Origin of the sequence: Streptomyces sp. NPDC091280 (assembly GCF_044768565.1) — a bacterium.
GTDB lineage: Bacteria > Actinomycetota > Actinomycetes > Streptomycetales > Streptomycetaceae > Streptomyces.
Genome location: NZ_JBIVUZ010000002.1, coordinates 406,206 through 432,025, shown reverse-complemented (window position 1 = coordinate 432,025; position 25,820 = coordinate 406,206). Strand labels below are relative to the sequence as shown.

21 protein-coding genes are annotated in these 25,820 nt (G+C 72.1%); 4 read left to right on the top strand and 17 right to left on the bottom strand.

What is annotated here, in order from left to right; genetic code table 11:
• Position 1: 1 nt before the first annotated feature.
• The gene (locus ACIQPR_RS08475; protein WP_403643914.1) at positions 2 to 3,454 is read left to right on the top strand and encodes an NACHT and WD repeat domain-containing protein; all 3,453 of its coding nucleotides are present in this window, start codon (positions 2 to 4) and stop codon (positions 3,452 to 3,454) included.
• A gap of 54 nt (positions 3,455 to 3,508) precedes the next feature.
• Here ACIQPR_RS08475 and ACIQPR_RS08470 read toward each other — a convergent pair whose 3' ends face one another.
• Positions 3,509 to 4,645, bottom strand: a complete 1,137-nt coding sequence (locus ACIQPR_RS08470; RefSeq protein ID WP_403643912.1) for a ricin-type beta-trefoil lectin domain protein — start codon at positions 4,643 to 4,645, stop codon at positions 3,509 to 3,511.
• A gap of 411 nt (positions 4,646 to 5,056) precedes the next feature.
• On the opposite strand from ACIQPR_RS08470, the gene ACIQPR_RS08465 reads away from it, so the two are divergent.
• The gene (locus ACIQPR_RS08465) at positions 5,057 to 6,088 is read left to right on the top strand and encodes a cation diffusion facilitator family transporter (protein WP_403643909.1); all 1,032 of its coding nucleotides are present in this window, start codon (positions 5,057 to 5,059) and stop codon (positions 6,086 to 6,088) included.
• A 35-nt stretch (positions 6,089 to 6,123) separates the two neighbouring features.
• On the opposite strand, the gene ACIQPR_RS08460 is transcribed toward ACIQPR_RS08465, so the two are convergent.
• The gene (locus ACIQPR_RS08460) at positions 6,124 to 8,094 is read right to left on the bottom strand and encodes a potassium transporter Kup (RefSeq protein ID WP_403643906.1); all 1,971 of its coding nucleotides are present in this window, start codon (positions 8,092 to 8,094) and stop codon (positions 6,124 to 6,126) included.
• A 303-nt stretch (positions 8,095 to 8,397) separates the two neighbouring features.
• On the opposite strand from ACIQPR_RS08460, the gene ACIQPR_RS08455 reads away from it, so the two are divergent.
• Positions 8,398 to 9,144: an IclR family transcriptional regulator gene (locus ACIQPR_RS08455; protein WP_403644767.1), complete on the top strand. Its 747-nt coding sequence runs from the start codon at positions 8,398 to 8,400 to the stop codon at positions 9,142 to 9,144.
• 1 nt (position 9,145) lies between these two features.
• On the opposite strand, the gene ACIQPR_RS08450 is transcribed toward ACIQPR_RS08455, so the two are convergent.
• From ACIQPR_RS08450 to ACIQPR_RS08440, 3 genes are all read right to left on the bottom strand, one after another.
• Positions 9,146 to 10,282, bottom strand: a complete 1,137-nt coding sequence (locus ACIQPR_RS08450; protein ID WP_403643903.1) for an aromatic ring-hydroxylating dioxygenase subunit alpha — start codon at positions 10,280 to 10,282, stop codon at positions 9,146 to 9,148.
• A 77-nt stretch (positions 10,283 to 10,359) separates the two neighbouring features.
• Entirely contained in the window at positions 10,360 to 11,529 is a 1,170-nt protein-coding gene (locus tag ACIQPR_RS08445; protein ID WP_403643901.1) for an NAD(P)/FAD-dependent oxidoreductase, read from the bottom strand.
• Positions 11,526 to 11,888, bottom strand: coding sequence for a bifunctional 3-phenylpropionate/cinnamic acid dioxygenase ferredoxin subunit (locus ACIQPR_RS08440; protein ID WP_019069625.1), 363 nt, complete (start codon positions 11,886 to 11,888; stop codon positions 11,526 to 11,528). Before ACIQPR_RS08440 ends, ACIQPR_RS08445 begins: the two co-directional genes overlap by 4 nt.
• Before the next feature lie 258 nt (positions 11,889 to 12,146).
• Here ACIQPR_RS08440 and ACIQPR_RS08435 point away from each other — a divergent pair, with 258 nt between their 5' ends.
• Positions 12,147 to 12,905 (top strand): phosphatase PAP2 family protein, encoded by a 759-nt coding sequence (locus ACIQPR_RS08435; protein WP_403644764.1) that lies wholly within the window; start codon positions 12,147 to 12,149, stop codon positions 12,903 to 12,905.
• Between the two features lie 7 nt (positions 12,906 to 12,912).
• Here ACIQPR_RS08435 and ACIQPR_RS08430 read toward each other — a convergent pair whose 3' ends face one another.
• From ACIQPR_RS08430 to ACIQPR_RS08375, 12 genes are read right to left on the bottom strand one after another with little or no spacing between them, the layout of a single operon-like run.
• A complete protein-coding gene (locus tag ACIQPR_RS08430; protein WP_403643898.1) occupies positions 12,913 to 14,244 on the bottom strand; it encodes a glutamate-1-semialdehyde 2,1-aminomutase in 1,332 nt (443 codons plus the stop codon).
• Between the two features lie 7 nt (positions 14,245 to 14,251).
• Positions 14,252 to 14,803 (bottom strand): dTDP-4-dehydrorhamnose 3,5-epimerase, encoded by a 552-nt coding sequence (gene rfbC, locus ACIQPR_RS08425; protein ID WP_403643895.1) that lies wholly within the window; start codon positions 14,801 to 14,803, stop codon positions 14,252 to 14,254.
• Complete coding sequence (locus tag ACIQPR_RS08420; protein ID WP_403643892.1) at positions 14,800 to 16,032, bottom strand: polysaccharide pyruvyl transferase family protein; 1,233 nt, start codon at positions 16,030 to 16,032, stop codon at positions 14,800 to 14,802. Before ACIQPR_RS08420 ends, rfbC begins: the two co-directional genes overlap by 4 nt.
• A complete protein-coding gene (locus tag ACIQPR_RS08415; RefSeq protein ID WP_403643889.1) occupies positions 16,029 to 16,976 on the bottom strand; it encodes a glycosyltransferase family 2 protein in 948 nt (315 codons plus the stop codon). Before ACIQPR_RS08415 ends, ACIQPR_RS08420 begins: the two co-directional genes overlap by 4 nt.
• On the bottom strand, positions 16,973 to 18,271 hold the full coding sequence (locus ACIQPR_RS08410; RefSeq protein ID WP_403643887.1) for a hypothetical protein: 1,299 nt from the start codon (positions 18,269 to 18,271) through the stop codon (positions 16,973 to 16,975). The genes ACIQPR_RS08415 and ACIQPR_RS08410 overlap by 4 nt, the downstream gene beginning before the upstream one ends.
• Positions 18,268 to 19,551 carry a DUF4910 domain-containing protein gene (locus ACIQPR_RS08405; protein ID WP_403643884.1) on the bottom strand — a complete coding sequence of 428 codons (1,284 nt, stop codon included), beginning with the start codon at positions 19,549 to 19,551 and terminating at the stop codon, positions 18,268 to 18,270. The genes ACIQPR_RS08410 and ACIQPR_RS08405 overlap by 4 nt, the downstream gene beginning before the upstream one ends.
• On the bottom strand, positions 19,539 to 20,564 hold the full coding sequence (locus ACIQPR_RS08400) for an NAD-dependent epimerase/dehydratase family protein (protein ID WP_403643881.1): 1,026 nt from the start codon (positions 20,562 to 20,564) through the stop codon (positions 19,539 to 19,541). Before ACIQPR_RS08400 ends, ACIQPR_RS08405 begins: the two co-directional genes overlap by 13 nt.
• A gap of 6 nt (positions 20,565 to 20,570) precedes the next feature.
• On the bottom strand, positions 20,571 to 21,218 hold the full coding sequence (locus ACIQPR_RS08395) for a PIG-L deacetylase family protein (protein ID WP_403643878.1): 648 nt from the start codon (positions 21,216 to 21,218) through the stop codon (positions 20,571 to 20,573).
• Positions 21,215 to 22,009: a sugar phosphate nucleotidyltransferase gene (locus ACIQPR_RS08390; RefSeq protein ID WP_403643875.1), complete on the bottom strand. Its 795-nt coding sequence runs from the start codon at positions 22,007 to 22,009 to the stop codon at positions 21,215 to 21,217. The genes ACIQPR_RS08395 and ACIQPR_RS08390 overlap by 4 nt, the downstream gene beginning before the upstream one ends.
• Positions 22,006 to 23,259, bottom strand: a complete 1,254-nt coding sequence (locus tag ACIQPR_RS08385) for a class I SAM-dependent methyltransferase (RefSeq protein WP_403643872.1) — start codon at positions 23,257 to 23,259, stop codon at positions 22,006 to 22,008. The genes ACIQPR_RS08390 and ACIQPR_RS08385 overlap by 4 nt, the downstream gene beginning before the upstream one ends.
• Positions 23,256 to 24,497, bottom strand: coding sequence for a glycosyltransferase (locus ACIQPR_RS08380; protein ID WP_403643870.1), 1,242 nt, complete (start codon positions 24,495 to 24,497; stop codon positions 23,256 to 23,258). The genes ACIQPR_RS08385 and ACIQPR_RS08380 overlap by 4 nt, the downstream gene beginning before the upstream one ends.
• Positions 24,498 to 24,499: 2 nt before the next feature.
• Positions 24,500 to 25,819 (bottom strand): O-antigen ligase domain-containing protein, encoded by a 1,320-nt coding sequence (locus tag ACIQPR_RS08375; protein WP_403643867.1) that lies wholly within the window; start codon positions 25,817 to 25,819, stop codon positions 24,500 to 24,502.
• Position 25,820 lies beyond the last annotated feature (1 nt).

Below are 25,820 nucleotides of genomic sequence, written 5' to 3'. Positions count from 1 at the left end.
TGTGCAAGTTGTCGTGCTGGTCTCGGCGACGCTGCTGGAGGTTCTGGCCAACTTCGCCGCGAACGCGGTGCAGTCGCCGGTGGCCAGGCTGATCGGCCGGGTCGCGCCGGCGGCGGTCGTGGTCCTGATCTGCGTGGTGATCGGCGGGCAGGTGCTCGTCCAGAAGCGCTCCAACCCCGCCGCTCCGCGACCCGCCTGGGACAGCGACCGCACCCCCTACCCGGGACTGGCCGCCTTCGACCGTGCCGACGCGGCGGTGTTCTTCGGCCGGGAGGACGAGATCGCCGGGATCATCCGGCGGCTGCACCTGTCCGCGCAGCGGCCGGCGGAACGGTTCGTCTGTCTGACCGGCACCTCGGGCAGCGGCAAGAGTTCGCTGGTGCACGCGGGTGTGCTGCCCCGGCTGCTGGAGTCCCGGTGGCGCCCCCTGCCGGTGATCGTGCCCGGCACGGACCCCCTGCGGCATCTGGAGGAGGCGCTCGCGGCCAGGCCCCGCGGCGCGTCCGCGGTCAGAGCCGGGCGCACCCTGCTGGTCGTAGACCAGTTGGAGGAACTGGTGACCGCCTCGCCGCCGGAGCGGCGCGAGCGCTTCCTCGCCGGGCTGGCCGAGGCGCTGCGCGAGGACCGCAGACTGTGGGTGATGGCGACGCTGCGGGTGGAGTTCCTGCCGGAGTTCCTCGCCTCGGCGCAGCAGGAACTGTTCACCGCGCCCACCGCGCTCGGCACGATGAGCACCGCCGAGTTGGTGGCCGCCGTGGAGCAGCCCGCCCGGCTGTCCGGCGGCGCGTTCGAACCGGGGCTGGTCGCGCGGATCGTGGAGGACACCGGCACCGCCGACGCGCTGCCGCTCCTCGCCTATCTGCTGCGGGAGCTCTATCTCTCGGTCGGCGACTCCAAGATCGCCACCAAGGAGAGCTACCTGGCGCTCGGCGGCGTCACCGGCGCCCTCGCCCGTCAGGCCGACGAGGTCTTCGCCACGGTCGTCGACGAGCACGGCGCGGACACGGTCCTGACCGCGCTGCTCCTGCTGGTGGGCATGGAGGCGGGCGAACCGGTCAAACGCCGGGTCCCGACAGCCGAACTCTCGCCCACCGAGCGGGAGATCCTACGGCCCTTCGACGCGGCCCGGCTGCTGGTGGTGACCAGGGTCGACGACGTGCCCGCGGTGCAGGTCGCGCACGAGGCGCTGTTCCGGCAGTGGCCGCCGTTGCAGCAGCAGGTGACGGTCCGGGCCGAACTGCTCAAGAGCCGCAGCGAGTTGGAACGCTGGGCCGCGGACTGGCAGGCGTCCGGACGCAGCCCCGACTATCTGCTCACCGGGGAGCGGCTGGCGGTGGCCGGGCGCTGGCTGGCCGGTCTGGAGACCGCGGACGGCGCCACGGTGGCCGTGCGGGAACTGGTCGTGGCCTCGCGCAGCAAGGACCGGGACTTCCTGCTGCGGGTCTCGGAGTCGATCGGCCAGTACGTCCTGGCCAACGCCGAACGCGAACCCGAGCTCGGCACCCTGCTGGCCGCGACCGTCCTCACCGAGTGCCCGCCCACCTCGACGGCGGTGCGCGCGCTGATGACCGCGCTGGCCCACAACCACACCCGGGCTGTGCTGGCCGGTCACCGGGCCGGGGTGCGCGCGATGTCCTGGTCGCCGGACGGTGCCTGGCTGGCGACCGGTTCGCTCGACGGCACCGTACGGCTGTGGGACACGGCCACCGGAGCGGCGGGCAGGGTCCTGGAAGGGCACGGCGACGGCATCGTCGCGGTGCACTGGTCGCCGGACGCGCGGCTGCTGGCCACCGGTTCACGGGACCGTACGGCCAGGGTCTGGGACCCTGCCACCGGCCGGACCGTCGCCGTGCTCGACACGGCCACCGACACAGTGCGCGACGTCGCCTTCTCCCCCGACGGCGAGCTGCTGGCGACCTGTTCCCGGGACCGGCGCATCCGGGTCTTCGCCACCGCCGGGTGGGCGCAGGTCGCCGAACCGGCCGGGCACGGCGACGAGATCTACCAGCTGGCCTGGTCCCCGGACGGCACCCGGCTGCTCTCCGCCGCCTACGACCGCAGTTACATCCTGTGGCTGCGGGAGAACTGGCGGCCACAGCGGGTCGGCGACCGGCCCTCGGGCCATGCCACGCAGTTCGGCTGGACCACGGACGGGGCCTTCCTGGTCTCCGGCGAGCAGCGGATCAAGGTGATCGACGCGGCCACCGGCCAGGTGCGGCGCGTCTTCCCCGAGCGCAGCGAACTGATCGTCAGCCTGCGCTGCGCGCCGACCGGCGACAGCTTCGCGCTGTCCTCACGCGGGCCCGAGGTCAGGATCCGGATGCTCGACCACGGCGATGTGCGGGCGCGGCTCCGCGGTCACGCCACCCGGGTCGAGGCAGTGGCCTGGTCGCCGAGCGGAGAGCAGCTGGCGGCCGGGGCGGAGGACGGCGCCACCCGGATCTGGTCGGTCGACGTCCCCGGCGCGGAGCTGTACGCCACGGACCGGCATCCGGGCCTGGTCAGCGGCCTGGACCTGAGTCCGGACGGGGAGTTGATCGCCTCCGGGGCCGCCGACGGTGTGGTGCGGCTCTGGAGCGCGCACGACGGCAGGCCGGTGGCCGCCCTTCCCGGACACGGCACCGTGGTCACCGACCTGCGCTGGCACCCGCACGGTGATGCGCTGGTGAGCTGCGCGGACGACGGCACGGTACGGATCTGGAGACCCGCCGCCACCGGCACCTGGGCGGGGGTGGGGGCGGGGACGGAAAGCGTCTTCGCCACCGAGGAGACCGTCGAGGCACTGGCCTGGTCACCGGACGGCGCACGACTGGCCCTGGCCGGCCGGGACCAGCGGGTCACCGTGCTCGACGCCGGGACGTGGGAGGTCCTCGGCCGGTACGGGGACCACTCCCAGTGGGTCTGCGCCGTGGCCTGGTCACCCCGCGCCGATCTGCTGGCGAGCGGCTCCGACGACCACACGGCGCAGCTGTGGGACGTCGCCTCGGCACGGCTGCTGCACCGGCTGGTCGGGCATCAGAGCTGGGTCGACGCGGTCGCGTTCGCCCCGGACGGAGCACGGCTGGCGACCAGCTCGGCCGATCTGACGGTACGGCTGTGGGACGTGGCCACCGGAGACCAGGTCGCCGTGTTGCGCGGCCACGAGGCACGCATCCGCGCCGTCGCCTACGCCCCCGACGGACGGCTGCTGGCCACCGCCTCCGACGACCGCACGGTACGGCTGTGGGACGCGCGCACCGGTCAGGAGCACCGGGTGATCGGCATCCACCGGGACCGGGTCCAGCGGCTGGCCTGGTTCCCGGACGGCCGCCGGGTGGCCACCGCCTCCGAGGACGGGACCGTCCGCGTCTGGGCCGCCGAGGGAGACCTAGCGGCCCTCCTGGCGACCGCCAGGGACCGCATCTTCCGCACCCTCACCCCGCACGAACGCCGGACCCACCTGCTCCCCGAGTAGCCGGCCGCCGCGGAAGCAGCAGTGCTTCGTCCGCGGCCCGGCGCCTTCGACTCGTCAGCCGGCGCTCCACTTCTGGTTGTCGCCGCCGGTGCAGCTCCACAGCTGGAGTTCCGCGCCGTTGCCGGTGCCCGCGTCGGTGACGTCGACGCATTTGTCGGCCTGGAGGTTGACCAGGTCGTGGGCCGCGTTGAGCCGGAAGCGCTGGGCTCCGGTGCCGTTGCAGGTGACGAGTTTGATCCAGGCGCCGTCCGTGCGCGAACCGCCGTCGACGTCCATGCACTTGCCCAGGGCGCGGACCGTTCCGTCCGACCCGAATCGCCACTGCTGCCGGGCGGCGCCCGTGCAGTCCCAGATCTGGAGGCGGGTGTTGTCCACCGGGTTGCCGCCGGACACGTCGATGCAGCGGCCGGAACCGTGCCCCCGGATCAGCACACCCTTGGCGGCGGCGGTGGATTGGGCGGCGGGCGTCGAACTCCCGGACGGCGCACCGCCGTTCTTGGCGTCAACCGTCGCGGTCGCCCTGGCGTGAGCGGTGTCCTTGCCGGATGCCGACGAACCGGCCTTCGGGGTCGGCCGCTTGCTGGGGTCGGCTTCGAGGGCCGAGGATTCACCCGACGGCGAGGCCGCATCGGACGAGTCGGTCACGTCGTCGTGCTCTCCCCCGGCCCGGGCCGCGTCCGATCCGGTGTCGGCCGCCGAGCCTCCCTTGCCGTCGCCGCCGCCCATGAGGAGCAGGGAGCCGGTCAGCAGGACGACGGCGGTGGCCGCGACGGCGAGCACCAGCCCGCGACGCCGCGCGGATCGAGGCCGGGGCCCGGGGTGAGGGTGGGGGTGGGACGGGAATGCGGAACGGTCCACGGCCTCCGCGCCGACGACGCCACGGCCGGTCACGTGCCCGGCGGGGACGGCGGTACGCCCGCCCAACTGCCCACCGCCCGGCGTTCGTTCGGTGAATGCCGCGAACTCGGCCGCCGCCGCGGACATGCGCGGCGGGGACACGGACCCGGGATCGGTCACGTCGTCGGCCACGTCGCCGGACTCGGAGTCGGCGGCGGGTCCCAGCGCGGCTGCCGCGGCGGCGATGGCCGAGGGGCCCTTCGACCGGCGCGGCAGGGGCCGGGACGCGGCGTCGGGCTGATCGGGCCGGGCCGTGGCGTCCTCCGCCGTCGGATCCTCGGAGGAGGCCGTCATGTCGTCCTTCCGGTACGGGGGTGGTGGTTTGCCGAGCGGTCAGCCGGTACGACGCCGAAGGGTCGAAGACGTCGTAGCCGTCCAGGTTCGTCCGGGTTCGTCGTGGATCGTCCGTGGGCGGCTGTGGTGGTCCGCGACGGACATGGCGGACTCCGGCGATCGCCTTCCTCGCACCCGAGGGCGATTGTGTCGTGCTCACGACCGCCTAGGCAAAGGGCGACACGCGGGCGGCCGTCCGGGGCGCGGGTTCTTCGGGGACTCCGATTGCGGCGCCGCGCGCCCGCACCGAACGGGTCCCGGCATCGCCGCAGGTGACAGTGGTAACGGTGCTCATTGCAGGCTTTGGTAAAACCCTCCGGGGCGCGGTTGACTGCCCTTCGCCGACGCACGACAGCGACCCTGGGAGCCCCCGTGTCCGACCATCACGCCCACGAGCACGGCGGCCACGACCACGGGAGCGGCGGCGGTCACTCCGGCCACTCGCACGGAGTGTCCGCGGACGCCGACCGGCGCTGGCTGACGATCGCCCTGGTACTGATCAGTGTGTTCATGCTCGCCGAGGTCGCGGTCGGGGTCGCGGCCAACTCGCTGGCGCTGATCTCGGACGCCGCGCACATGCTCACCGACGTCGCCTCCATCGTGCTCGCGCTGGTCGCGATGCGACTCGCGGCCCGCCCGGCGAAGGGGCATTTCACCTACGGCTTCAAGCGCGTCGAGATCCTCTCCGCACAGGCCAACGGCCTGACCCTGCTGCTCCTTTCCCTGTGGCTCGCCTACGAGGCGGTACGGCGCCTCGTGGCCCCGCCCGAGGTCACCGGCGGTCTGGTCCTGGTCACCGCGCTGGTCGGAGTCGTGGTCAACCTGGTGGCCACCTGGTGCATCTCCAGGGCCAACCGCACCTCGCTGAACGTCGAGGGCACCTACCAGCACATCCTCACCGACCTGTTCGGGTTCATCGCCACCGCCGTCGCCGGAGCCGTCGTACTCACCACCGGTTTCGCGCGCGCGGACGCGATCGCCTCCCTGTTCGTGGTGGTCCTGATGCTGCGGGCCGGCTACGGCCTGGTCCGCGACTCCGGACGGATCTTCCTCGAAGCCTCGCCCGCCGGGATCGACCCCGACGCCCTGGGAGATCGCCTGGCCGCGCAGGACACCGTCGTCGAGGTGCACGACCTGCACGTCTGGACGATCACCTCCGGGCAGAGCGCCCTGTCCGCCCACGTCCTGGTGGAGCCGGGCGGCGACTGCCACGCCGTGCGCCGGGGACTGCAGAGGATGCTGCTGGAGGAGTACCGCATCAGCCACGCCACGCTCCAGGTCGACCACTTGGGCGAGGACACCCCGGACCTGCTCCAGATCACCGGCGCCGGCGACGACGACCGGGACGCGCACTGCGACGACGCGCACGGCCCCGTCCACCGCCCCGGCCCCCACGACCACTGAGCGGACCCGGCGCGCCGGGCGGCCCGGCCCCACCGCTACACCTCGATGTGCCAGCCCATGATGACCGTACGGTCGCGGGGCAGGCCGAAGTGTTCGGCGGCGTCGGCGGTGATGTGGGAGGTGGCGATGAACAGCCGTTTGCGCCAGGGCGCCATCGTCGGGGCCTGGCCGCGCCGGAGCTCGATCGTCGAGAGGAAGTACGAGGCCTGGTCGAGCGCCAACGGGCCCTCGGTGTCGGCCGGTTCGAGGAGCGCCAGGGTGCCGGGCACGTCCGGGGTCTCCATGTAGCCGAAGCGGGCGGTGACATGGACGATGCCGTCGTCGGCGTAGCCGAGGCCGTCGACGACGAGCCGGCGGTCGACCGGGACGCGGGGCACGGGTTCGGTCTCGATGGACAGGATCACGACCTGTTCGTGCCGCACATGGTTGTGTTCGACGTTGGCCCGCATGGCGAGCGGTGCCGTCCGCTTGCCCCGGTTGAGGAACACCGCCGTGCCGGGGACCTGGAGCACCGGCCTTTCCCCGCTGCGGAGTTGGTCGACGAACTCGCGCAACGACCCCTCGTGGTCGGCGCGTTCGGCGGTGACGACCGCACGGCCGCGCTGCCAGGTCGTCATGACGGTGAACGCGGTGACGCCGATCAGCAGCGGCAGCCACGCGCCGTGGACGAGCTTGGTGAGGTTGGCCGCCACGAACAGCAGGTCGACGCAGAGCAGCAGGGTCGCTCCGGTGACGACGAGCCATCCGGGGGTGCGCCATTTCGCGCGGGCGACGTAGAAGAACAGCAGGGTGGTGATGGTGATGGTGCCGGTGACCGCCATGCCGAAGGCGAAGGCGAGCGCCGCCGAGCTGCGGAAGGCGAAGACCAGGGTGAGGACCGAGACCATGAGCAGCCAGTTGATCCAGGGGACGTAGATCTGGCCGATGGTGGACTCGGAGGTGTGCGCGATCCGCAGCCTCGGCAGGTAGCCGAGCTGGGCGGCCTGGGAGGCGACCGAGTACGCGCCGGTGATGACCGCCTGGGAGGCGATCACGGTGGCCGCGGTGGCGAGCAGGACCATCGGCCATCGTCCCCAGTGGGGCACGAGGAGGAAGAAGGGGCTGCTGATGTTGGCCGAGTCGTCGAGGATCAGGGCGCCCTGGCCGAAGTAGCTCAGGACGCAGGCGGGGAAGACGAGGAACAGCCAGCCGCGGGTGATGGCCCGGCGGCCGAAGTGCCCCATGTCGGCGTAGAGGGCCTCCGCGCCGGTGACCGCGAGCACGACCGCGGCGAGGGCGAAGAAGGCGGTGCCGAAGTGGCCGAAGAGGAAGCCGAGGGCGTAACTCGGCGACAGGGCGCGGAGGATGGCCGGGTGGTCGGCGATGCCCGCGACCCCGCACGCGCCGATGGCCGTGAACCAGAGGATCATGACCGGCCCGAACACCCGGCCCACGGCCGCCGTTCCCCGCCGCTGCACCAGGAACAGCACGACGATGATCACGGCGGTGATCGGCACGACCGCGTCGTCCAGCGACGGTTCCACGACCTTGAGGCCTTCGACCGCCGACAGCACCGAGATCGCGGGGGTGATCATGCTGTCGCCGAAGAACAGGGAGGCGCCGAAGATGCCGAGTCCGGCCAGGATCACGGCGGTTCGCCCGCCGTGGTGCGAACTCCACCGTCTCAGCAGGGTGATCAGCGCCATGATGCCGCCCTCGCCCTCGTTGTCGGCACGCATCGCGAGCAGCACGTAGGTGACCGTGACGACGACCGTGACCGACCAGAAGATCAGCGACACCACCCCGTAGACGTTCTGGACGGTGACCGGGACCGGGTGCGGGTCGCCCGGGCTGAAGACGGTCTGGAGGGTGTAGATCGGGCTGGTCCCGATGTCGCCGAAGACGACACCGAGGGCGCCGATCACCACCGCGAGCCGTACCGTCTCGCGGGCGCTCGCCCGGCTCGCCCCGGGCGGCCGGTCCGCGGACGCGTCGTCCGCCTCGGCCGTCTGCCCACCATCGGCCATGGGTGCTCCTCCTCGTCGCGGACCGCGGTGGCGCGGGCCCGGTGCGTCGGGGCGGACACTACCGATGCGACGGCGGGATGGGCCGGAGGCGGGCGCCGCTCCCCCTCGCCTCGTGTCGCCGTGCGAGCGGGGGCGCACTCCCGGGGAGCGTCAGTGGCACTCCTCGGCCGAATCAGCCGGTACCAGCCCAAAAGACCTGGTCAGAGTCCCCACAGTAAACACCTTGTAGCGTACTACGCGTATAGTTTCGCTGTGAGCAACTACAGTCCAGATACCGAAACGACAGGTTCGCAGTCCGGCGGGGTGCAGTCCGTGGATCGCGCCATCAGTGTGCTGGAGATTCTCGCGCAGCGCGGCGAGGCCGGGGTCAGCGAGGTGGCCGGCGAGATCGACGTGCACAAGTCGACCGCGTTCCGGCTGCTCGGGGCGCTGGAGGCGCGGGGGTTGGTGGAGCAGGCCGGTGAGCGCGGCAAGTACCGGCTCGGCTTCGGGATCGTGCGGCTGGCCGGTGCGGTCACCGGGCGGATCGACATCACCCAGCAGGGCCGCCCGGTGTGCGAGCGGCTCGCCGAGGAGATCGGCGAGACGGTCAACATCGCTGTCATGCAGGAGCAGTTCGCGATCAACCTGTACGAGGTGCGCGGCCCGGGTGCCGTCACCGCGCACAACTGGGTGGGCGAACTGACCCCGTTGCACGCCACTTCCAGCGGCAAGGTCCTGCTGGCCCACATGCCCGCGAAGGAGCGCGCCGCGCTGCTGGCGGAGGCGGGCCTGAAGAAGGTGACCCCGCGCACCATCACCTCGAAGACGCGGCTGGAGAAGAATCTCGCCGAGGCCCGGGAGCGCGGATACGCCTGGACGCTGGAGGAGTTGGAGGTCGGGCTGCACGCCGTGGCCGCCCCGGTGCGCAACCGCGACGGTGAGGTCATCGCCGCGGTCAGCGCCTCGGGACCGGCCTACCGGTTCACCGAGGAGCGGCTGCACGAGCTCGCCCCGCTGCTGGTCAAGGGTGCCGAGGAGATAAGCCACCGCATGGGCTACCTGGGCTGAGTCATCCCTGGTGGGTGCCGTTCCCCAGGCGCTCGTTCACCCAGTCGTGGAACGCGCCGATGTGATGCTCGCTGGGCACCAGCACCCCGCCCTTGGCGTACATCCGTGAGCTCATTCCGGGCTGTGTGCGCTCGCAGGCCTCGAAGTCCTGGCGGTTGACGCGGTCGAAGAGCTCCACGGACCGGCTGACGTCCTTGCCGCTCTCGACGACGTGCGGGAGGTAGAGCCAGTCGCACTCGACGATCGTGCGGTCGACGGCCACCGGGTACATCCGGTGGAAGATCACATGGTCGGGGACGAGGTTGATGAACACCTGCGGCTTGATGGTGATCGCGTAGTAGCGGCGGTCCTGGTCCTCGCTCACCCCCGGGATGCGGTCGAGCCCTTCCGATCCGTCCACGGTGAAGCCCCGCACCTCCTCGCCGAACTCCGCGCCGTGCCCGACGTAGTACTGGGCCGCGTAGCCGTCGGCGAACTCCGGGAGTACTTCGGTGAGTTCGGGGTGGATGGTGGCGCAGTGGTAGCACTCCATGAAGTTCTCGATGATGAGCTTCCAGTTGGCCTCGACGTCGTAGACGATGCGCCGGCCCACCGAGAGGTGGTCGATGTCGTAGTGCTCCAGCGACTCCACGTCGCCGAGCCGGGTGACGACCTCGCTGATGACGTCCTCGTCGAACGACGGCGGGTTCTCCGCCAGGTTGACCCACACATAGCCGAGCCATTCCCGCACGGCGACGCTCACGAGCCCGAACTCGGTGCGGCCGACGTCCGGCATCTTCGTCAGGTTGGGCGCCGCGACGAGCTTGCCGTTCAGGTCGTAGGTCCAGGCGTGGTACGGGCACTGGAAGGCGCGTTTGACCTCGCCGCTCTCCTCGGTGCGGAGCTTGGCGCCGCGGTGGCGGCACACGTTGAAGTAGGCGCGTATCGAGTGGTCGCGGGCGCGGGTGATCAGGATGCTCTCGCGGCCGACGTCCACGGTGCGGAAGGCGCCCGGCGCGGCGAGTTCGGAGGAGCGCACGGCGCAGAACCACATCGTCTCGAAGATGCGTTCCTGTTCCTGGGCGAAGACGGCCGGGTCCGTGTAGGAGGAGCCGGGCAGGGTGGCGATCAGGCTGTCGGGCAGGCTGGTCGAGGTCACAGTGCACTCCTCGGAGAACGTCGTGGATCGGTCGGTCACGCGCCGGGAAGAGCGGCCCCGGACGGCGCGGGTAGGGGTCAACTCACCGTGGCGGCGAGCTGCTTGCGCCACCTCATGAACAGCCGCGGCTGGTCCATGGCGAGCACGGCGACCGGCTGTCCGTCGCGCCGGTAGACGGCGAGGAAGCTCCGGTCGCCCGGGGTCCCCTCCTCGACGGTCACGCTGTCGGCACCGGCCGCGTGACCGGCGAACTGGATCTTCACGCCGTACTGGTCCGACCAGAAGTACGGCGGCCGGGGCACTCCCGGCTCCGCCGCCCCCCACGACAGCAGCGCGGCCACCGCCGCGTCCGGCCGCTCCCGCGCCCCGGTCCAGTGCTCGACCCGCCGGTGGAACCCCGCCCGCGGGTCGTACCAGGAAGCGCAGTCCCCTACGGCGACCACGCCGGCGAGGCTGCTACGGCCGTCCGCGCCGCACTTGACGCCGTTGTCGAGTTCGACGCCGGAGCCTTCGAGCCACTCGACGCACGGGCGGGCGCCGACACCCACAACCACGATGTCCGCGGGGACGGTGCGCCCGTCCTCCAGCAGTACCGCCTCGACGCGGGCCTCCCCGCTCAGCCCTTTCACCCCGGTACCGCACAACAGCCGTACGCCGTGGGCCTCATGGAGGGCGGAGACGATGCCGCCCATGGTCTCGCCGAGGGGGCCGGCCAGCGGGGTCGGTGCCGCTTCGATCACCGTCACGTCGAGTCCGAGGGCGTACGCGGTGGAGGCGACCTCGGCGCCGATGAAGCCGCCGCCGATCACCACCAGCCTTCCGCCCAGGGCGAGTTCGTCGCGCAGGGCACGGGCGTCGTCCAGGGTGCGCAGGGTGTGCACACCGGCCAGCCCTGCTGTGCCCGGCAGGTCGCGCGCGACCGCTCCGGTCGCCACGACGACTCCGTCGGCCCGCACCCGGCGACCGTCGTCGAGGGTCAGCACCCGCTCCGCGCCCTCGGCGTGGAGGGCGACGGCACGGGCACCGAGCAGCCACTCGGCGCGCAGGTCCTCGTCGCCGGACTCCAGGGCGAGTTCGGCCTCGCCCAGCGTCCCGGCCAGGAACTCCTTGGACAACGGCGGTCTGTCGTAGGGGCGGTGGGGTTCGTCGCCGATGACGACGAGCCGTCCGTCGTAGCCCTGTCGGCGCAGCGAGCGTGCCGCCGACAGCCCGGCCAGCGAGGCGCCGACCACGGCCACGGTCCTCACGCGGGTCCGCCGGCGAGCCGGGACGCGACGCAGGGCGGCAGGTTCGGGGCGTCCGTGGACGGGACGACGTAGATCATGCCGTCCTGGACGAGGACTTCGTGGGTACGCACCGGGCGCTTGGCCGGCGGGGCGTCCACGGCGCCGGTCCGCAGGTCGAACTTCGAGGCGTGCAGCGGGCATTCCACCTCGCAGCCCTCCAGCCAGCCGTCGGCGAGCGAGGCGTCCTGGTGGGTGCACGTGTCGTCGATGGCGAAGACCTCGCCGTCGTCGGTGTGGAACACCGAAACCGGCGGATCGATGTCGAGCCGGTAGGCCTCGCCTCGCGGCAGATCCACGAGAAGGCACGCGGGAATCATCATGACACCTCGGTGCGTATAGCGAAACGGATTGCGGTAAGCGCAACGTCAGTTTGAGGGCGCTCCCAAACCCTTGTCAAGGCGTCCAGAGGACAGTCGAACCCCCCTTTTGGCGTTGCCCTTCACGCAACAGACTTCACGATAAGCAACTAAAGGGCGTCGGTGAGATGGCCGAGTCCGCCCGGATCCGGTTGAGGCACCGCGTTCGCATTGCGGTTAGGGTGCTGATGACCCACTAAGGGGACACAAGGGGGGCTCGTGTTGGAACGTCCGGCAGGGCAAGACCTGGCAGCCGGTCCGGACCGGCCCCCGGCCCGCGCCGTGCTGCCCGTGCCGCTGCGCCCCCCGCTCGCCCTCGTCGCGGTCCTCTCCGCCCTGGTGGTCGGCGCGCTCGGGCTGCGGTACGCCGGGCACACCGCGCCCGGCGCGGTGGACAGCTGGATCTTCCCGCCGACGTCGGACAGCGTGCGGGCGCCGTGGCGCCAAGTCGCCCTGGTGCTGGACTTCCTGGGGGAACCCGTGGGGTCGGTGCTGGTGATCGCGGCGGGGGTGGCGGGATGCCTGGTGCTACGGCGTCCCCGTGCGGCCGTGCTCGTCCTCGCGGGGGCCGGCGTGACCGTGGGGACGACCACGCTGCTCAAGCAGGTGGTGGGGCGGACCATCCACGGGCCCGGGAACCTGTCGTACCCGAGCGGGCACACCGCCTTCGCCACCGCGCTCGCGCTCATGGCGGCGCTGGTGGCGACCGACCGGCTCGGTCTCGGCCGGACGGCCGGCACGTCACTCGTGCTCGCGGCCGGGCTGGTGGCCGGGGCGGTCATGGGCTGGGCGGAGGTCGGACTCGGCGCGCACTACCCGACGGACGCCCTCGGCGGCTGGTGCACCGCGCTGGCGGTGGTTCCGGCCACCGCCTGGCTGGTGGACCGGGCCGCCGACCGACTGGGCTCCGGGACGGCCGTCCGGACGGGCGGGCGCCCGCCGGGCCGGACGGCCGGCACCGGTCGCCGCGAACGCGGCTGACGTCGGCTCACGCCGTCCGGCGGAACACCGGCTTCACCGCGCGCCCCGCGAGCCACGGGGTGGGATCGGCGGCGTCCAGCGCCTTCCGGTACACCGCGCACGCCTGGGCCACCACGTCGACCGTGCGGTCGATGTCCTCGTCGTCGAGGGCGCTGCTGACCACGAAGGACGGGGCGAGGACACCACCCGCGAGGAGGCGGCGCAGGAACAGGGTGCGGTACTGCTGGGAGGGTTGCAGGTTCTCGTCCAGGGTGGCGAAGACCAGGTTGCTGGCCCGGCCCCGGACCACGACGTGGTCGGCCACGCCCATGGCCGCGGCCACGTCGCGGACCCCGGCGGCCAGGCGTTCGCCGAGGGCGTGGAGGCGCGCGGTGACGCCCTCCTCGGCATAGGTGGTCTGCACGGCCATCGCGGCGGCGAGGGAGTGGGTCTCGGCGCCGTGGGTGGTGGACAGCAGGAAGACCCGGTCGCGGTCGCCGGGGTCGCGCAGTCCGCCGCGTTCCATCAGGTCGCGGCGGCCGGCCAGGGCGGAGACGGCGAAGCCGTTGCCCAGCGCCTTGCCGAAGGTGGAGAGGTCGGGGACGACGCCGTAGAGGCCCTGGGCGCCCGCCTCCGACCAGCGGAAGCCGGTGATCATCTCGTCGAAGACGAGTACGCAGCCGTGCCGGTCGGCGAGTCGGCGCAGGCCCGCGAGGTAGCCGGGCGGGGGCTCGGTGTGGGTGGCGGGTTCGAGGATGAGGCAGGCGATCTCGCCGGGGTGGCGGGCGAGCAGCTCCTCCGTGGCGGCCAGGTCGCCGTAGGGGAAGGTCGTGATGAGGTCGGTGGTCGTCGACGGGATGCCCGCGGACATCGGTGTGGTGCCGATGAACCAGTCGTCGACGGAGAAGAAGGGGTGGTCGGAGCAGAGGGCCACCCGGGAGCGGCCGGTGGCGGCACGGGCGAGCCGGACCGCGGCGGAGGTGGCGTCGGAGCCGTTCTTGGCGAACTTCACCATCTCGGCGGTCGGCACGGTGGCCAGGAAGCGTTCGGCGGCCTCGACCTCGACGATGGAGGGCCGTACGAAGTTGCTGCCGCGGCCGAGTTCGCGCTGTACGGCCTCGATCACGCGCGGGTGGGCGTGACCGAGGCTGACCGAGCGCAGACCGGAGCCGTACTCGATGTAGCGGTTGCCGTCGACGTCCCACACGTGGGCACCGCTGCCGTGGCTGATGACCGGGGCCAGGTTCTCGGGGTACTGGTCGTCGCCCTTGGCGTAGGTGTGCGCACCCCCGGGGATCATGGCGTGCAGCCGCTCGTTGGCTGTCCGCGACAGGGGGAGGTGGAGCTCTTCGGTGTCCACGGGGACCTCAGCTTTCTCTGTGCTTCAGGACCTCGGCGAGACTCGGCGCCTCACGGTCCCGTTGGGACATCAGTGCGGCCGGAAGCGGCCAGGGGATGGCCAGTTCCGGGTCGTCGAACGCGATGGTCACGTCCTCGGCCGGATCGTGCGGCCGGTCGATGCGGTAAGAGGTGTCAGCTGTTTCGGTGAGTGCCTGAAAACCGTGCGCGCATCCCGCGGGAATGTAAAGAGTTGGTTGTGATTCTCCTGTGAGTTCAAAGGAAACCCAATTGCGGTAGGTCGGGGAATCCGGCCGCAGGTCGACGACGACGTCGAAGATCCGCCCGTACGAGCACCGCACCAGCTTGGCCTCGCCGGCGCCCGAGCGCAGGTGCAGGCCGCGCAGCACACCCCGGACCGAGCGGGAGAGGCTGTCCTGGACGAAGGCGTCGGGGTCGATGCCGACCGAGCGGACCACGTCGGCGTCGAAGGTGCGGCAGAAGAAGCCGCGTTCGTCGGTGTACGGCGTCGGCTCGAAGAGGTACGCGCCGGTGATCTCCGGGACTGCGGTGGCTTTCATGGAGACTCCTGCCGGGCGTGGGTGTGGTGGGTGGCGGGGAACACCGCCGTGGTCAACGAGCCGAACTGGTCCTCCAGTTGGCGCGCGGCGGCCAGATTCCGTTCGGCGAGGGTCCGGCGCAGTTCGGGCGCCCGCTTCTCCAGCGCCCGGAATTGCTCCAGCAACCGGTCGGCGTCGACCTCGCGCGCCGGGTGGCAGTACGCGCCCAGGCCCATCCGCTCCATGAGCGCGTCGCTCTTCGCCGCGTAGCTGAGCGCGAGCACCGGGGTGCCGGTCTTCAGCGCGCAGATCAGGTTGTGGTAGCGGACCGCCACCACGGTGTCGGCGGCCGTCATCTCCCTCATCAGGTCGTCCAGGGAGGCCGGTTCGGCCGCGGTGACCAGCGGGGAGTCCACCGCTTCGAGGATCGCGTCGACCACCGTGACATCGCACCGGTCGCCGGTGAGCAGCCGGATCGGCCTGCCCTCCTCGACCAGGGTGCGCACGAACCGGATCGTCCCGTCGAGATAGCGCGCGTGGATCTCGTCGGCGCGGGCGCGGTCGTCGTTGCCGCCGTGGAAGTCCATGACGCCGACGCAGACCGTGCCCGGCGCGTGCGAGGACGCGCTCGCGGGCGGTGCCGGCAGGGAGAACGCGAGGTCCGGGTAGACCTCGTCGCGTGCCGTGTCCACGCCCATCGCGCGCATCGCGTCCCGGGACTGGGCGTCCCGGTAGGAGCGGTAGGCGGCCAGCCGGCCCGACCAGCGGACCAGGGCACGGGTGGGCCGGTCACGGATCTCGGCGGCGCCGACGCAGACCAGCGCGACCCGGGCGCGGCTCAGCCGGCCGGCGGCGCAGAGCAGGAACAGGGAGTACGGGAAGCCCCAGGGCCGCAGCGGCAGGGTGGCTTCGAGGACGCCCATGCCCGGCACGATCACCACGTCGTGGCGGCGCACCCAGGCGGCGGTGCGGAAGATGTCGACGAACTTGCCGAGTCCCTTGGCCGCGATCGAGCCGAGGCGGGACGCGGTGCGGTACTCGGCGCGGTTCCAGTGCATCCGGGTGGCGGGGATCCCGAACCGGGCCGTCACGGCCTCGGGCCCGCCGCACAGCGCGTCCACGACCGCGTCCGGGTGGTCGGCGCGCAGGAAGGCGAGGACGGCTTCCAGCGAGCCGTCGTTGCCGAGGTTGCCGGAGCCGAGCAGGCCGAACACCCCGACGCGTACCGGCCGTCGGCGGGCCGACGTCATTTGTGCCTCCCCTCGCGGCCGGCGACCAGGGCGTCCACGGAGACGGTGAGCTGGGCCGGGTCGACGGGGGCACGGTCCTCGACGCGTTCGCCGGCGCCCGGCCGGGCCCGGCTGGTCATCCAGGAGGCGAGGTGGCGGTAGCAGGCGCGCCGGTCGGCCGGGGACAGGGGCGCGCGCCGGATCGCGGACGCGAAGCCCCACACGTACTCGGCGAGCAGGCGGGGTGTCGGGTGCAGGAGGCCCGCGCGGCGCGGGTCCAGGTTGACGCAGCGGGCGCGCTTGGAGGGGTTGGCGCGTTCGGCGCGGGTGGGGTGGTCGCGGCGGAAGTACAGCAGTTCCGGGACCTGGTGGAAGCGTCCGTGCAGGGTGATCTCGGCGACGAAGGTGCGGTCCGCGTGGTGGTAGCTGTCCATCGGCTTCACCCGGCGCAGCACGTCGGCGCGGATCACGCCGTAGAAGTCGTCGCCGCCCGGCTCGAACAGCAGGCTGCGGAAGCGTTCCGGCGCGTGCGGGGAGCCGGTGGCGAGCGTGTACTCGTAGGGCACCGTCACCTGCCCGTCGCCGTCGATGACCGCCTGGTCGGTGTGGGCGAGGATGACGTCCGGCCGCTCGTCCAGTGCCTCGACGCAGCGCGTCAGCAGGTCGCGGCCGTAGAGGTCGTCGTGCGAGGCCCACTTGAACAACTCGCCGCGGGACTCGGCGAAGACGTGGTTGTGGTTCGGGGTGGCGCCGATGTTGCGGGGCAGCCGGAGGTAGCGGATGCGGGAGTCCTGCGCCGCGTACTTGCGGCAGAGCGTCTCGGTCCCGTCGGTCGAGGCGTTGTCGGAGACGACCAGTTCGAAGTCTTCGTAGGTCTGGCCGAGCAGCGCGTCGAACGACTCGGCCAGATACTCCTCGCCGTTGTACACGGGCAGGCCGATGCTCAGCCTCGGTCGGTCGGTCATGAGGTCCTCACTTCGGGGATGGGTTCGCGGTGGTGCTCGCGCAGCGCGGAGCGCAGTTGCAGCCACCACACGGCCGAGCCGCTGACGGTCGCGGCGGCGACGCCCCAGGCCGAGCCCGTCGTGCCGGCGAGGGCCGCGCCGCCGAGGCCGCCGCCGACGTAGCAGGCGGAGGCGAACAGCTGGCAGCGCAGGCTGCGCCGGGCGGCGCCGAGCGCGCGCAGTCCGGCCGCGGCGCCGGTGCCGAGGCCCGCTCCGGCGACGCTGAGGGTGATCTGCACCAGGAGGTGCGAGGAGGAGCGCCAGACGTCGCCGAGCGCCAACTCGCCGAGCCGGCCCGGCATCAGCAGCAGCGCCGCGCCCCACAGCAGCGCCCCGGTGGCCTGTCCGCCGCCCAGGAAGAGGCAGAACCTGCCCAGTTGGTGCGGGGCCCGGCGCAGCACGCGTGCCGCTTCGGGGACGGTGACCAGCGAGAGCCCCATGAGTACGGCGAGGAAGGGGCCCATCAGGAGTTCGGCGCCGCGCACCGCGCCCACCGCGCTCACTCCGACGATCGCGCCGAGGCCGTAGGCGCGCAGCTGGCTGGCGCCGCTGAGGCTGACGTTCTCGACCAGGTACCGGTAGCCGAGGTCGCGCTGTTCGCGCAGCCAGCCGCGGGCCCGGGCCGGGCGGGGCCGGATGCCGGACTGGACCCAGCCGTAGGCCGCCGCGACCGTGGCGGACGCGCCCCAGGCCAGGACGAAGGCGGCCACGGTGTCGACGTGGGCCGCCACCACCATGGCGGGGATCAGCGCGACGCCCCACACGATGTCGTTGACGAAGGCCTTGCGGCCGTCGCCCGCGGCGAAGAAGGAGAACCGCCAGGCGTCCTGGAGCAGCAGCCCCGGCATCATCAGGCCGAGGGCGGCGAACGCGGGCCCGACCCGGCCGCCGAGGCCGAGCCCGGCCGCCAGGCACAGCACGCCGAGGGCCGAACCGACGCAGAGGGCGGTACCCGTCGAGCGGGCCACGGCCCCGCGCCAGGACTGCTCCGGCACCCCGCTGAAGCGCACCACGAGCGGGTCGGTGGCCAGGCCCCGGGAGACGTTGAGCACCACGCCGTAGGTCACCCAGGCGAGGCTGAACACGCCGAACGCGGTCACTCCGAGGGAGCGGGCCACGTAGAGGCCCACCGCGAAGTTGCTGATGCTGGAGGCCGCCTGGTCGGCCAGCCCCCAGGAGAGCCGGCCGACGAGGGCCCGTCTGGCGGACCGGGCGGGTCTGGTGGCCTGCTCCCCGTCGGTGGTCGTCGATGTCATGTTTTGATCAGCCCGGCCTCGTGCAGGGCGTCGGCCGCGCCGGCGACGCTGTCGAACGGCAGCCCGGAGCGTTCGGCGACGTCCAGCAGACTGTGCTCGCCGTCGGAGAGGTTGAGCACCCAGAGCATGGCCATCTGGGCCTGCTTGGTGTCGCTGCGCCCGCCGAGCGCGTCGTACAGCCCGCGGCGGCCCAACTGCGGTTCGCCGTACGGGCTGAGGTTGAGATACCGGCGGTTGCGGTCGAGAACGGCGAACGCCTCGCGGCAGACGGCGAGGGTGTCGGCCATCGCCTCCGGGGAGACGAAGTCCGGGTCGTCCGCCGAGGTGTGGTACTCGGGGTACCCGGCGTACGGGGTCCGGCTGAGCGAGCCCACGCCGAGGTTGAACCCGGGTGAGCAGTACTGCCGCTCGTCGTAGCCGTACGGCGTGAACTCGTCGATGCGGTGCGGGCGTTCGGACACGGCGAGCACGTGCCGCAGCACGCGGTCGATCTCCGCGTCGCCGCGTCTGCTCCGCTTGTACGTCAGCTGTCCCGGGTCCCCGGCGCAGGCCAGCACGAGCCCGTGCTTGACCCGCTCGATGCGCTCCGCGTTGCGGGCCAGCCAGGTGATCGCCCCGATGGTGCCGGGGGCGTAGATGAACCGGTAGGTGTAGTACGGCGTCCGCTCCGCCAGCGCGCGGGCCAGGAAGGTCGCGACCGCGATGCCCGCCAGGTTGTCGTTGGCCAGCGACGGATGGCAGGTGTGGCAGGAGACGATGACCTCGTCGGCCACCTGTCCGGGGACCACGTGCTCGGCGTAGGTGAGGTGGCCGTCCGCGAGGGTCGAGTCGATCCGCACCTCGTAGTCGCCGTCCGGCAGCGCGTCCAAGGTCTCCTGGGCCAGGCAGAACCCCCACTCCGGTTTGTAGTAACTCGTGCGGTACGGCACCCAGTTCGGGTGCTCGGGCAGCGTGTGCAGGTGTGCGCGCAGCTCGGTGAGCGGCATGGTCCGCGACACCGGGACGCTGTAGCCGAGGACGTGCAGGCTGGACGCGGCGAAGTCGACGACCCGCCGGCCCGTGCCGTCGGCGATATAGGCGTCCCGGATGTTCCACTCCTGCGGAACCGTCCAGTCGAGCACCTGAGTCCCGGTCGGCACCTCGTGCACGGTCAGCGGGAGGTACTCGCCGACGATGTCCAGGGTGGCCCGCACGCCGTCGCCGGTGATGCTCCGGCAGAGCGGGTACAGCCGCTCCACCAGGGCGTGCATCTCCTCGCCGACTCCGGTCATCGGCGCCACCGCAGGGTGTCGTCGACGGTGCCGGCCTCGGAGGCCGCCCGGAGCACCGCGAGGCGGGTGAAGCGCTGCTCGAAGTCCTCCCGGGTCAGGTCGAACTTCCGGTAGGCGTCGGCGAGTTCGAGCGCGCCCTGCTTGACGGTCCACTCGCAGTCGAAGTCGGGGATCGCGGTACGGAAGCGGGAGAAGTCCACCCGGTAGGAGCGCGGGTCGGCGCCGTTCTCGCCGGTGATCACGACCTTCGCGCCGGACACCGCCTCGGCGACCTGCTCGGCGATCTCGGCGACGGTGACGTTGTTGATCTCGCTGCCGATGTTGAACGCCCGGTCGTGGACCGCCTCGCGCGGCGCGGTCAGCGCGGCGGTGAAGGCGCGCGCGATGTCGGCCGCGTGGACGAGCGGACGCCAGGGGGTGCCGTCGGAGAGGACCAGCACCTCGCCGGAGAGCAGCGCGTGGCCCACCAGGTTGTTCAGCACGATGTCGGCACGCAGCCGGGGCGAGAACCCGAAGGCGGTGGCGTTGCGCATGAACACCGGGGTGAAGTCGTCGTCGGCCAGCGCGTGCACGTCGTCCTCGACCCGCACCTTCGACTCCGCGTACGGCGTCACGGGACGCAGCGGGGCGTCCTCGGTCACCAGGTCGTCGCCGCCCGAGGCGCCGTAGACGGAGCAGGTCGACGCGTAGAGGAAGCGTCCGACCCCCGCGTCGCGGGCCAGCTTCGCCAGCCGTACGGACGCGTGGTGGTTGATGTCGTAGGTGAGTTCCGGGGCCAGCGAGCCGAGCGGGTCGTTGGAGAGGGCGGCCAGGTGGATGACCGCGTCGAACCCGGCCACGTGCTCGGCGGTGAGGTCGCGCAGGTCCACCCGCACGCCCGGCGGGTCGGCGGGCGTCGGGCCGAGGACGGAGTCGGCGAAGAGGCCGGAGTCGAGGCCGACGACCTCGTGTCCCGCGGCGGTGAGGACGGGTGCCATCACGGTGCCCAGATATCCCTGGTGTCCGGTCAGTAGTACGCGCAAGGTGGTTCAACCCCCCAGGTTGAGCGTGAGTTTGGTGACGGCGAAGGCCTCGGCGTAGCGCGCGTGGCATTCGATTCCGCGGATCCGGGCGAGGCCGAGGAAGGCCTCCCGGTCGTACCACGGGCGGTGCCGCTGCGAGGGATAGTGCTCTTGCAGCAGCCGTACCTTCGATTCGGCGGTCTCGGTCTCCAGCGGCTGGTAGGCAGCCGGGCGGCCGAGGTCGCCGTCCCACTTGACGATCTCGTAGCCGAGCACGAGGTGGTCACGGAACGCCGTGGTCATCAGTTGCGCCAGGCCGCGGTGGTCCTGGTGGGCGTCGTCGGTGCGCGGCGCGAGGACCAGCTGCGGTTCGGTCTGCGAGCGGAGTTCCTCGACGGCGGCCTTGGCCTCCTCCCAGTGGGCCGGGAAGCGGCCGTCCGGGAGTTTGTGCACGGTCAGCCGCAGGTCGGCGCCCGGACAGAAGGCGGTCAGCGCGGCCTGTTCCTCCTGCTCCCGCTCGCTGCCGCCGCCGGAGAGCACCAGCGCGTCGACGCGGATGCCGGGCCGGGCCCGGCACAGGGTGAGCAGGGTGCCGCCGGCGCCGATGGCGATGTCGTCGCAGTGGGCGCCGACGACGACGATCCGGTCGAGCGGACCGGCTCCGAGCCTGATCACGTACGCACCCCCGCGCCCTCGTGCTCCCACACGGCCCACGGGCGGTCGCCCTTGGCGTAGGCCTCGTCGAGCGCGGCCCGCTCCTTGACGGTGTCGGTGGGCTTCCAGAAGCCGCGGTGCTGGTGGGCCACCAGGCGTCCCTGCTTGGCGAGTTGGGAGCAGCCGTCGGCGACCAGGTCGCCGTTCTCCGGTATGTGGTCGAAGACCTCCTGGCGGAGCACGAAGTAGCCGCCGTTCTCCCACAGCGGCATGTCGCTGACCGCGGTGATGCCGCCCACCAGACCGTCCTCGCCCAACTCCACGCAGTGGAAGGAGGATTGGGGCGGTACGACCATCATCGAGGCGCCCGCGTCGCGCTGGGCGAAGCGGTCGATCATCTCGGGCAGCGGGGCGTCGGTCAGCACGTCGGCGTAGTTGGCGAGGAACATCTCGTCGCCGTCGAGGTGGTGGCGCACCCGGCGCAGCCGCTCACCGATGGGCGACTCGATGCCGGTCTGGGCGAAGGTGATCGTCCAGTCGGCGATGTCGGTGGAGAGCAGTTCGGTGTGCCCGCCGCGCAGCACGAAGTCGTTGGACACCGTCTCCTCGTAGTTGAGGAAGAAGTCCTTGATGTGGTGGGCGCCGTAGCCCAGGCACAGGATGAACTCCTTGTGCCCGAAGTGCGCGTAGTAGCGCATGACGTGCCAGATCAGGGGTCTGGGACCGACCATCGCCATGGGCTTGGGGACGTCGTCGGAGGTTCCGTTGCGCATGCGCATCCCGTAACCGCCGCAGAACAGGACGACCTTCATGCTGTGACCTCTTTCGGCTGTGCGGCCTCGACGATGCTCAGTTCGGGTATCGGGAAGACCAGCCGGCCGCCCCATTCGTGGACGTAGGACAGCTGCTCGACCAGTTCGGCCCGCAGGTTCCAGGGGAGGACGAGGACGTAGTCCGGCTTGTCCGCGGCGATCTGCTCGGGCGGCAGGATCGGGATGCGGGTGCCGGGGGTGAACCGGCCGTGCTTGTACGGGTTGCGGTCGACCGTGTAGGCGAGCAGGTCGGGGCGGATGCCGCAGTGGTTGAGCAGGGTGTTGCCCTTGCCGGGGGCGCCGTAGCCGACGACGGTCTCGCCGCGGTCGGCCGCGTCGATGAGGAACCGGAGCAGGTCCCGGCGCACCTTGGCCACCCGGGCGGAGAACTCGGTGTAGCCCGCCAACTCCTGGAGCCCGGCGGCCTTTTCGCGCGCCAGCACGTCGGCCACCCGCTGCGAGGGCTCCCCCGCGGCCTCGGCCGGACGGGCCCACAGCCGGATGGAGCCGCCGTGCGTGGGCAGCAACTCGACGTCCACGAGGGCGAGTCCGCCGCTGGCGAGGGCGCGGATCGCGGAGGCGACCGTGTAGTACTGGAAGTGCTCGTGGTAGATCGTGTCGTACTGGTTGTCCTCGATCAGGGTCAGCAGGTGCTGCACCTCGATGGAGACCCAGCCGTCGTCGGCGACCAGGGCGCGCAGGCCCTGGGTGAAGCCGACCACGTCGGGGATGTGCGCGTACACGTTGTTGGCGACGACCAGGTCGGCCGGGCCGTGCTCGGCGCGGACCGCGGAGCCGGTGTCGGGGCTCAGGAAGTCCGTGAACGTGGGCACGCCCGCATCCCGGGCGGCGGCACCGACGTTGACCGAGGGCTCGATGCCCAGGCAGCGGATGCCCCGGTCCACCACGTGCCGCAGCAGGTAGCCGTCGTTGCTGGCGACCTCGACCACGAAGGAGTCGGGGCCGAGGCCCAGGCGGTCCACCGCGCCGTCGACGAAGGTGCGCGCGTGCTCCACCCAGGAGGTCGAGAACGAGGAGAAGTACGCGTACTCCTTGAACGTCTCCTCCGGCGTGATCAGCGGCGGTATCTGCGCCAGCCAGCAGTCGGTGCAGACCCGCAGATGCAGCGGGTACGCCGGTTCCGGCAGGTCGAGTTGATCCGCAGCGAGAAAGCTCTCGCACGGCGGTGTCGCCCCGAGGTCGACGACGCTCGCCGTCGCCTCCGAGCCGCAGAGTCGGCATCGTGTCATGTGCTGTCCCCATCCCCCCTGCCCGCGCGGGTGTCCCCGCCGCGAGCCAGTGCCGACCGCCCCGCGATCGCGGTGCGGTACTCCTCCAGCAGGCGCTCCAGGCCGACGGCCGGGCTGAATCCCTGCTCGTAGCGGCGCCGGGCCGCCTGTCCCAGCTCCCGGTTGCGGGCCGGGTCGGCCGCGATCCGGCGGATGCCGGCCGCGAGCGAGCCGGTGTCGCCCGGTCGGTGCAGCAGCCCCGTGACGCCGTCCTCGACCAGTTCGACGAAGGCGCCGTGACCGGCGGCCACGGTCGGCACGCCGGCCGCCATCGCCTCCACGACCACCAGGCCGAACGCCTCCAGCCAGGTCGAGGGCGCGATCACGGCGACGGACCGCGCGATGGCCTTGCGGCACTCCGCCGGGTCCAACAGGCCGACGTAGCGCACGTCGTCCCGGCCGGCCGCCCAGGCGGTGACCTCCTGCTCCAGCGGCCCGGTCCCCGCGATCGCGAGCGGGACGCCGACTCCCCCGCCCGCCGCGATCTCGTCCCACGCGGCCATCAGCAGCCGTACGCCCTTGGCCTCGGCGAGGCGGCCGAGATAGAGCAGCTGCTCTCCCGCGCCCTCCCGGCGGACGTCGGGTTCGGGGACGAAGTTGTGCTTCACCGCGAGGCGTTCGGGCGGCATGCCGGAGTCCACCAGGACGTCGCGCTGCGCGGCGGAGATGCACAGGAAGCGCTCCACGCCGGTCCACCAGCGCCGCCGGTTGACCGAGAGGCTGAGCGCGAGCGGCACCGTCGCGAGGCTGGAGCCGCGGTAGCAGCCGTGCCGGACGGCGGGCAGCGGGGTCGAGCCGACGCACTCGGTGCACGGCCGGCCGTCCCGCTGGAGGGTGCCGGGCGGGCAGACTTGGGTGTAGTTGTGCAGCGTGGCGACGGCGGGCACGTCCGCGTCGGCGCAGGCGGCCAGGACGGCGGGCGACAGCAGCGGGAACACGTTGTGGACGTGCACCACGTCCGGCCGCTCGGCGCGCAGCCTGGCGGCGAGTTCCGAGCGGACCCCCGGGTTCCACGGCACCAGGAACGGCAGCGCGGCCTTGCCGAGGAGGGAGCGGGCGGCGATGTCGTCGCTGCGCCGCTCGAACAGCTCGACCCGGTGGCCGGCCGCGCGCAGCAGCTCCACCTCCTGGTCGACGACGTTGTTCTCCCCGCTCGGCTGCGCCGAGTTGTAGCGGTTGTGCACCACGAGAACGTGCATGGCTAGTTCACCTCCGGCCCACGGGCCCAGCGCGGGACGTGCCGTCGCGCGGCGGCGGGCTTCGGGACGGGTTTCGCGAGCGGCCTCGCCGGCGGCCCGCCGAGCTCCGCCGGGAGCCCAGCGGTTCTGGCCGGTGCCGCCAACAGCGAGGCGGCCAGGGCCAGATGGAGCAGATAGGGCGAGGCGTCGCCGAGCCCCGCCTCGGTGTACGAGGCGATGGCGCAGTAGCTGATGAGGAAGATCGCGCAGGCCCGCTGGAGGGACGGCGGGCGCAGCAGCGCGACACCGCCCAGCACCACGATGATCACCGCGACGAGGGCGACACCGATCAGGCCCTGCTCGTTGTAGACGGCCAGCCAGCTGTTGTCGATCGGCAGCCCGCCGAACGACTTGTCGCCCAGGCCCACGCCGAACAGCTTCTGGGCGGTCGACCGGGGCTCGGCCAGTAGGGCGTTCCAGACCTTGGCGCGGCCGGTGAGGCTGGAGAAGTTCTCCTGGCTCTGGCCGCGCAGGAACCAGGTCTGCAGAGCGGAGGCGAAGCCGACGGCGGCCACCACGGAGGTCAGCACGGCCCAGGTGAAGAAGCGGCGGGCCGCGGCGCTGGTCAGGATGAGCGAGCCGATCGCCAGCACCAGTCCGAGCAGCAGCCCGAGCGTGGCCGTGCGGGTGTGGGTGAGCGCGAGCAGCACCAGTGACGGCACGATGACCAGTACGGCGCTGGTGCGGTCGGTGCGTCCGCCGATGACCAGCAGCGCGGTGAGCCCGATGATCACGGCCGCGTACTGCCCGATCTGCGGCGGGGTCAGCGGCCACAGCGCGCCGACCAGCCGGCCGCCGTAGAGGTCGGGCAGGGCCGCGCCCGGGGAGATGAGCAGGCCGAGCGTCACCGAGCCGAGGACCGCGAAGTACGCCCGGATGTGGTAGCGGACGAACGTCAGCGTGCCGTCCCACCAGCGGCTGAGCAGCCACAGGGTGCCGACGAAGAGCGTCAGCCGGAAGCAGCGGAACAGCGCGCCCATCCCGGACTCCAGGCTCGCGCTGGAGATCACGCTCGACACCAGCAGCAGGCTGAGCAGCAGCACATAGGCGCTGGAGCGGACCCGGACCCGCTGGTTGACCAGGAGCGCCAGCCCGAACGCGGCGACCAGCGAGCCCATGGTGACCATCTGGATGAGGGAGCGGGGCAGCGGGACGATGGTCTTCGCCCCGGCGGAGCCGAGCGTGTTGAGGACCAGCAGCCCCCACACGATGCCGACGGTCTTCGGCGGGCCGGCCGGACGCGGCTGTGCCGGGTCCGGTCCGCGCGTCGTGTTCTCGCTCATC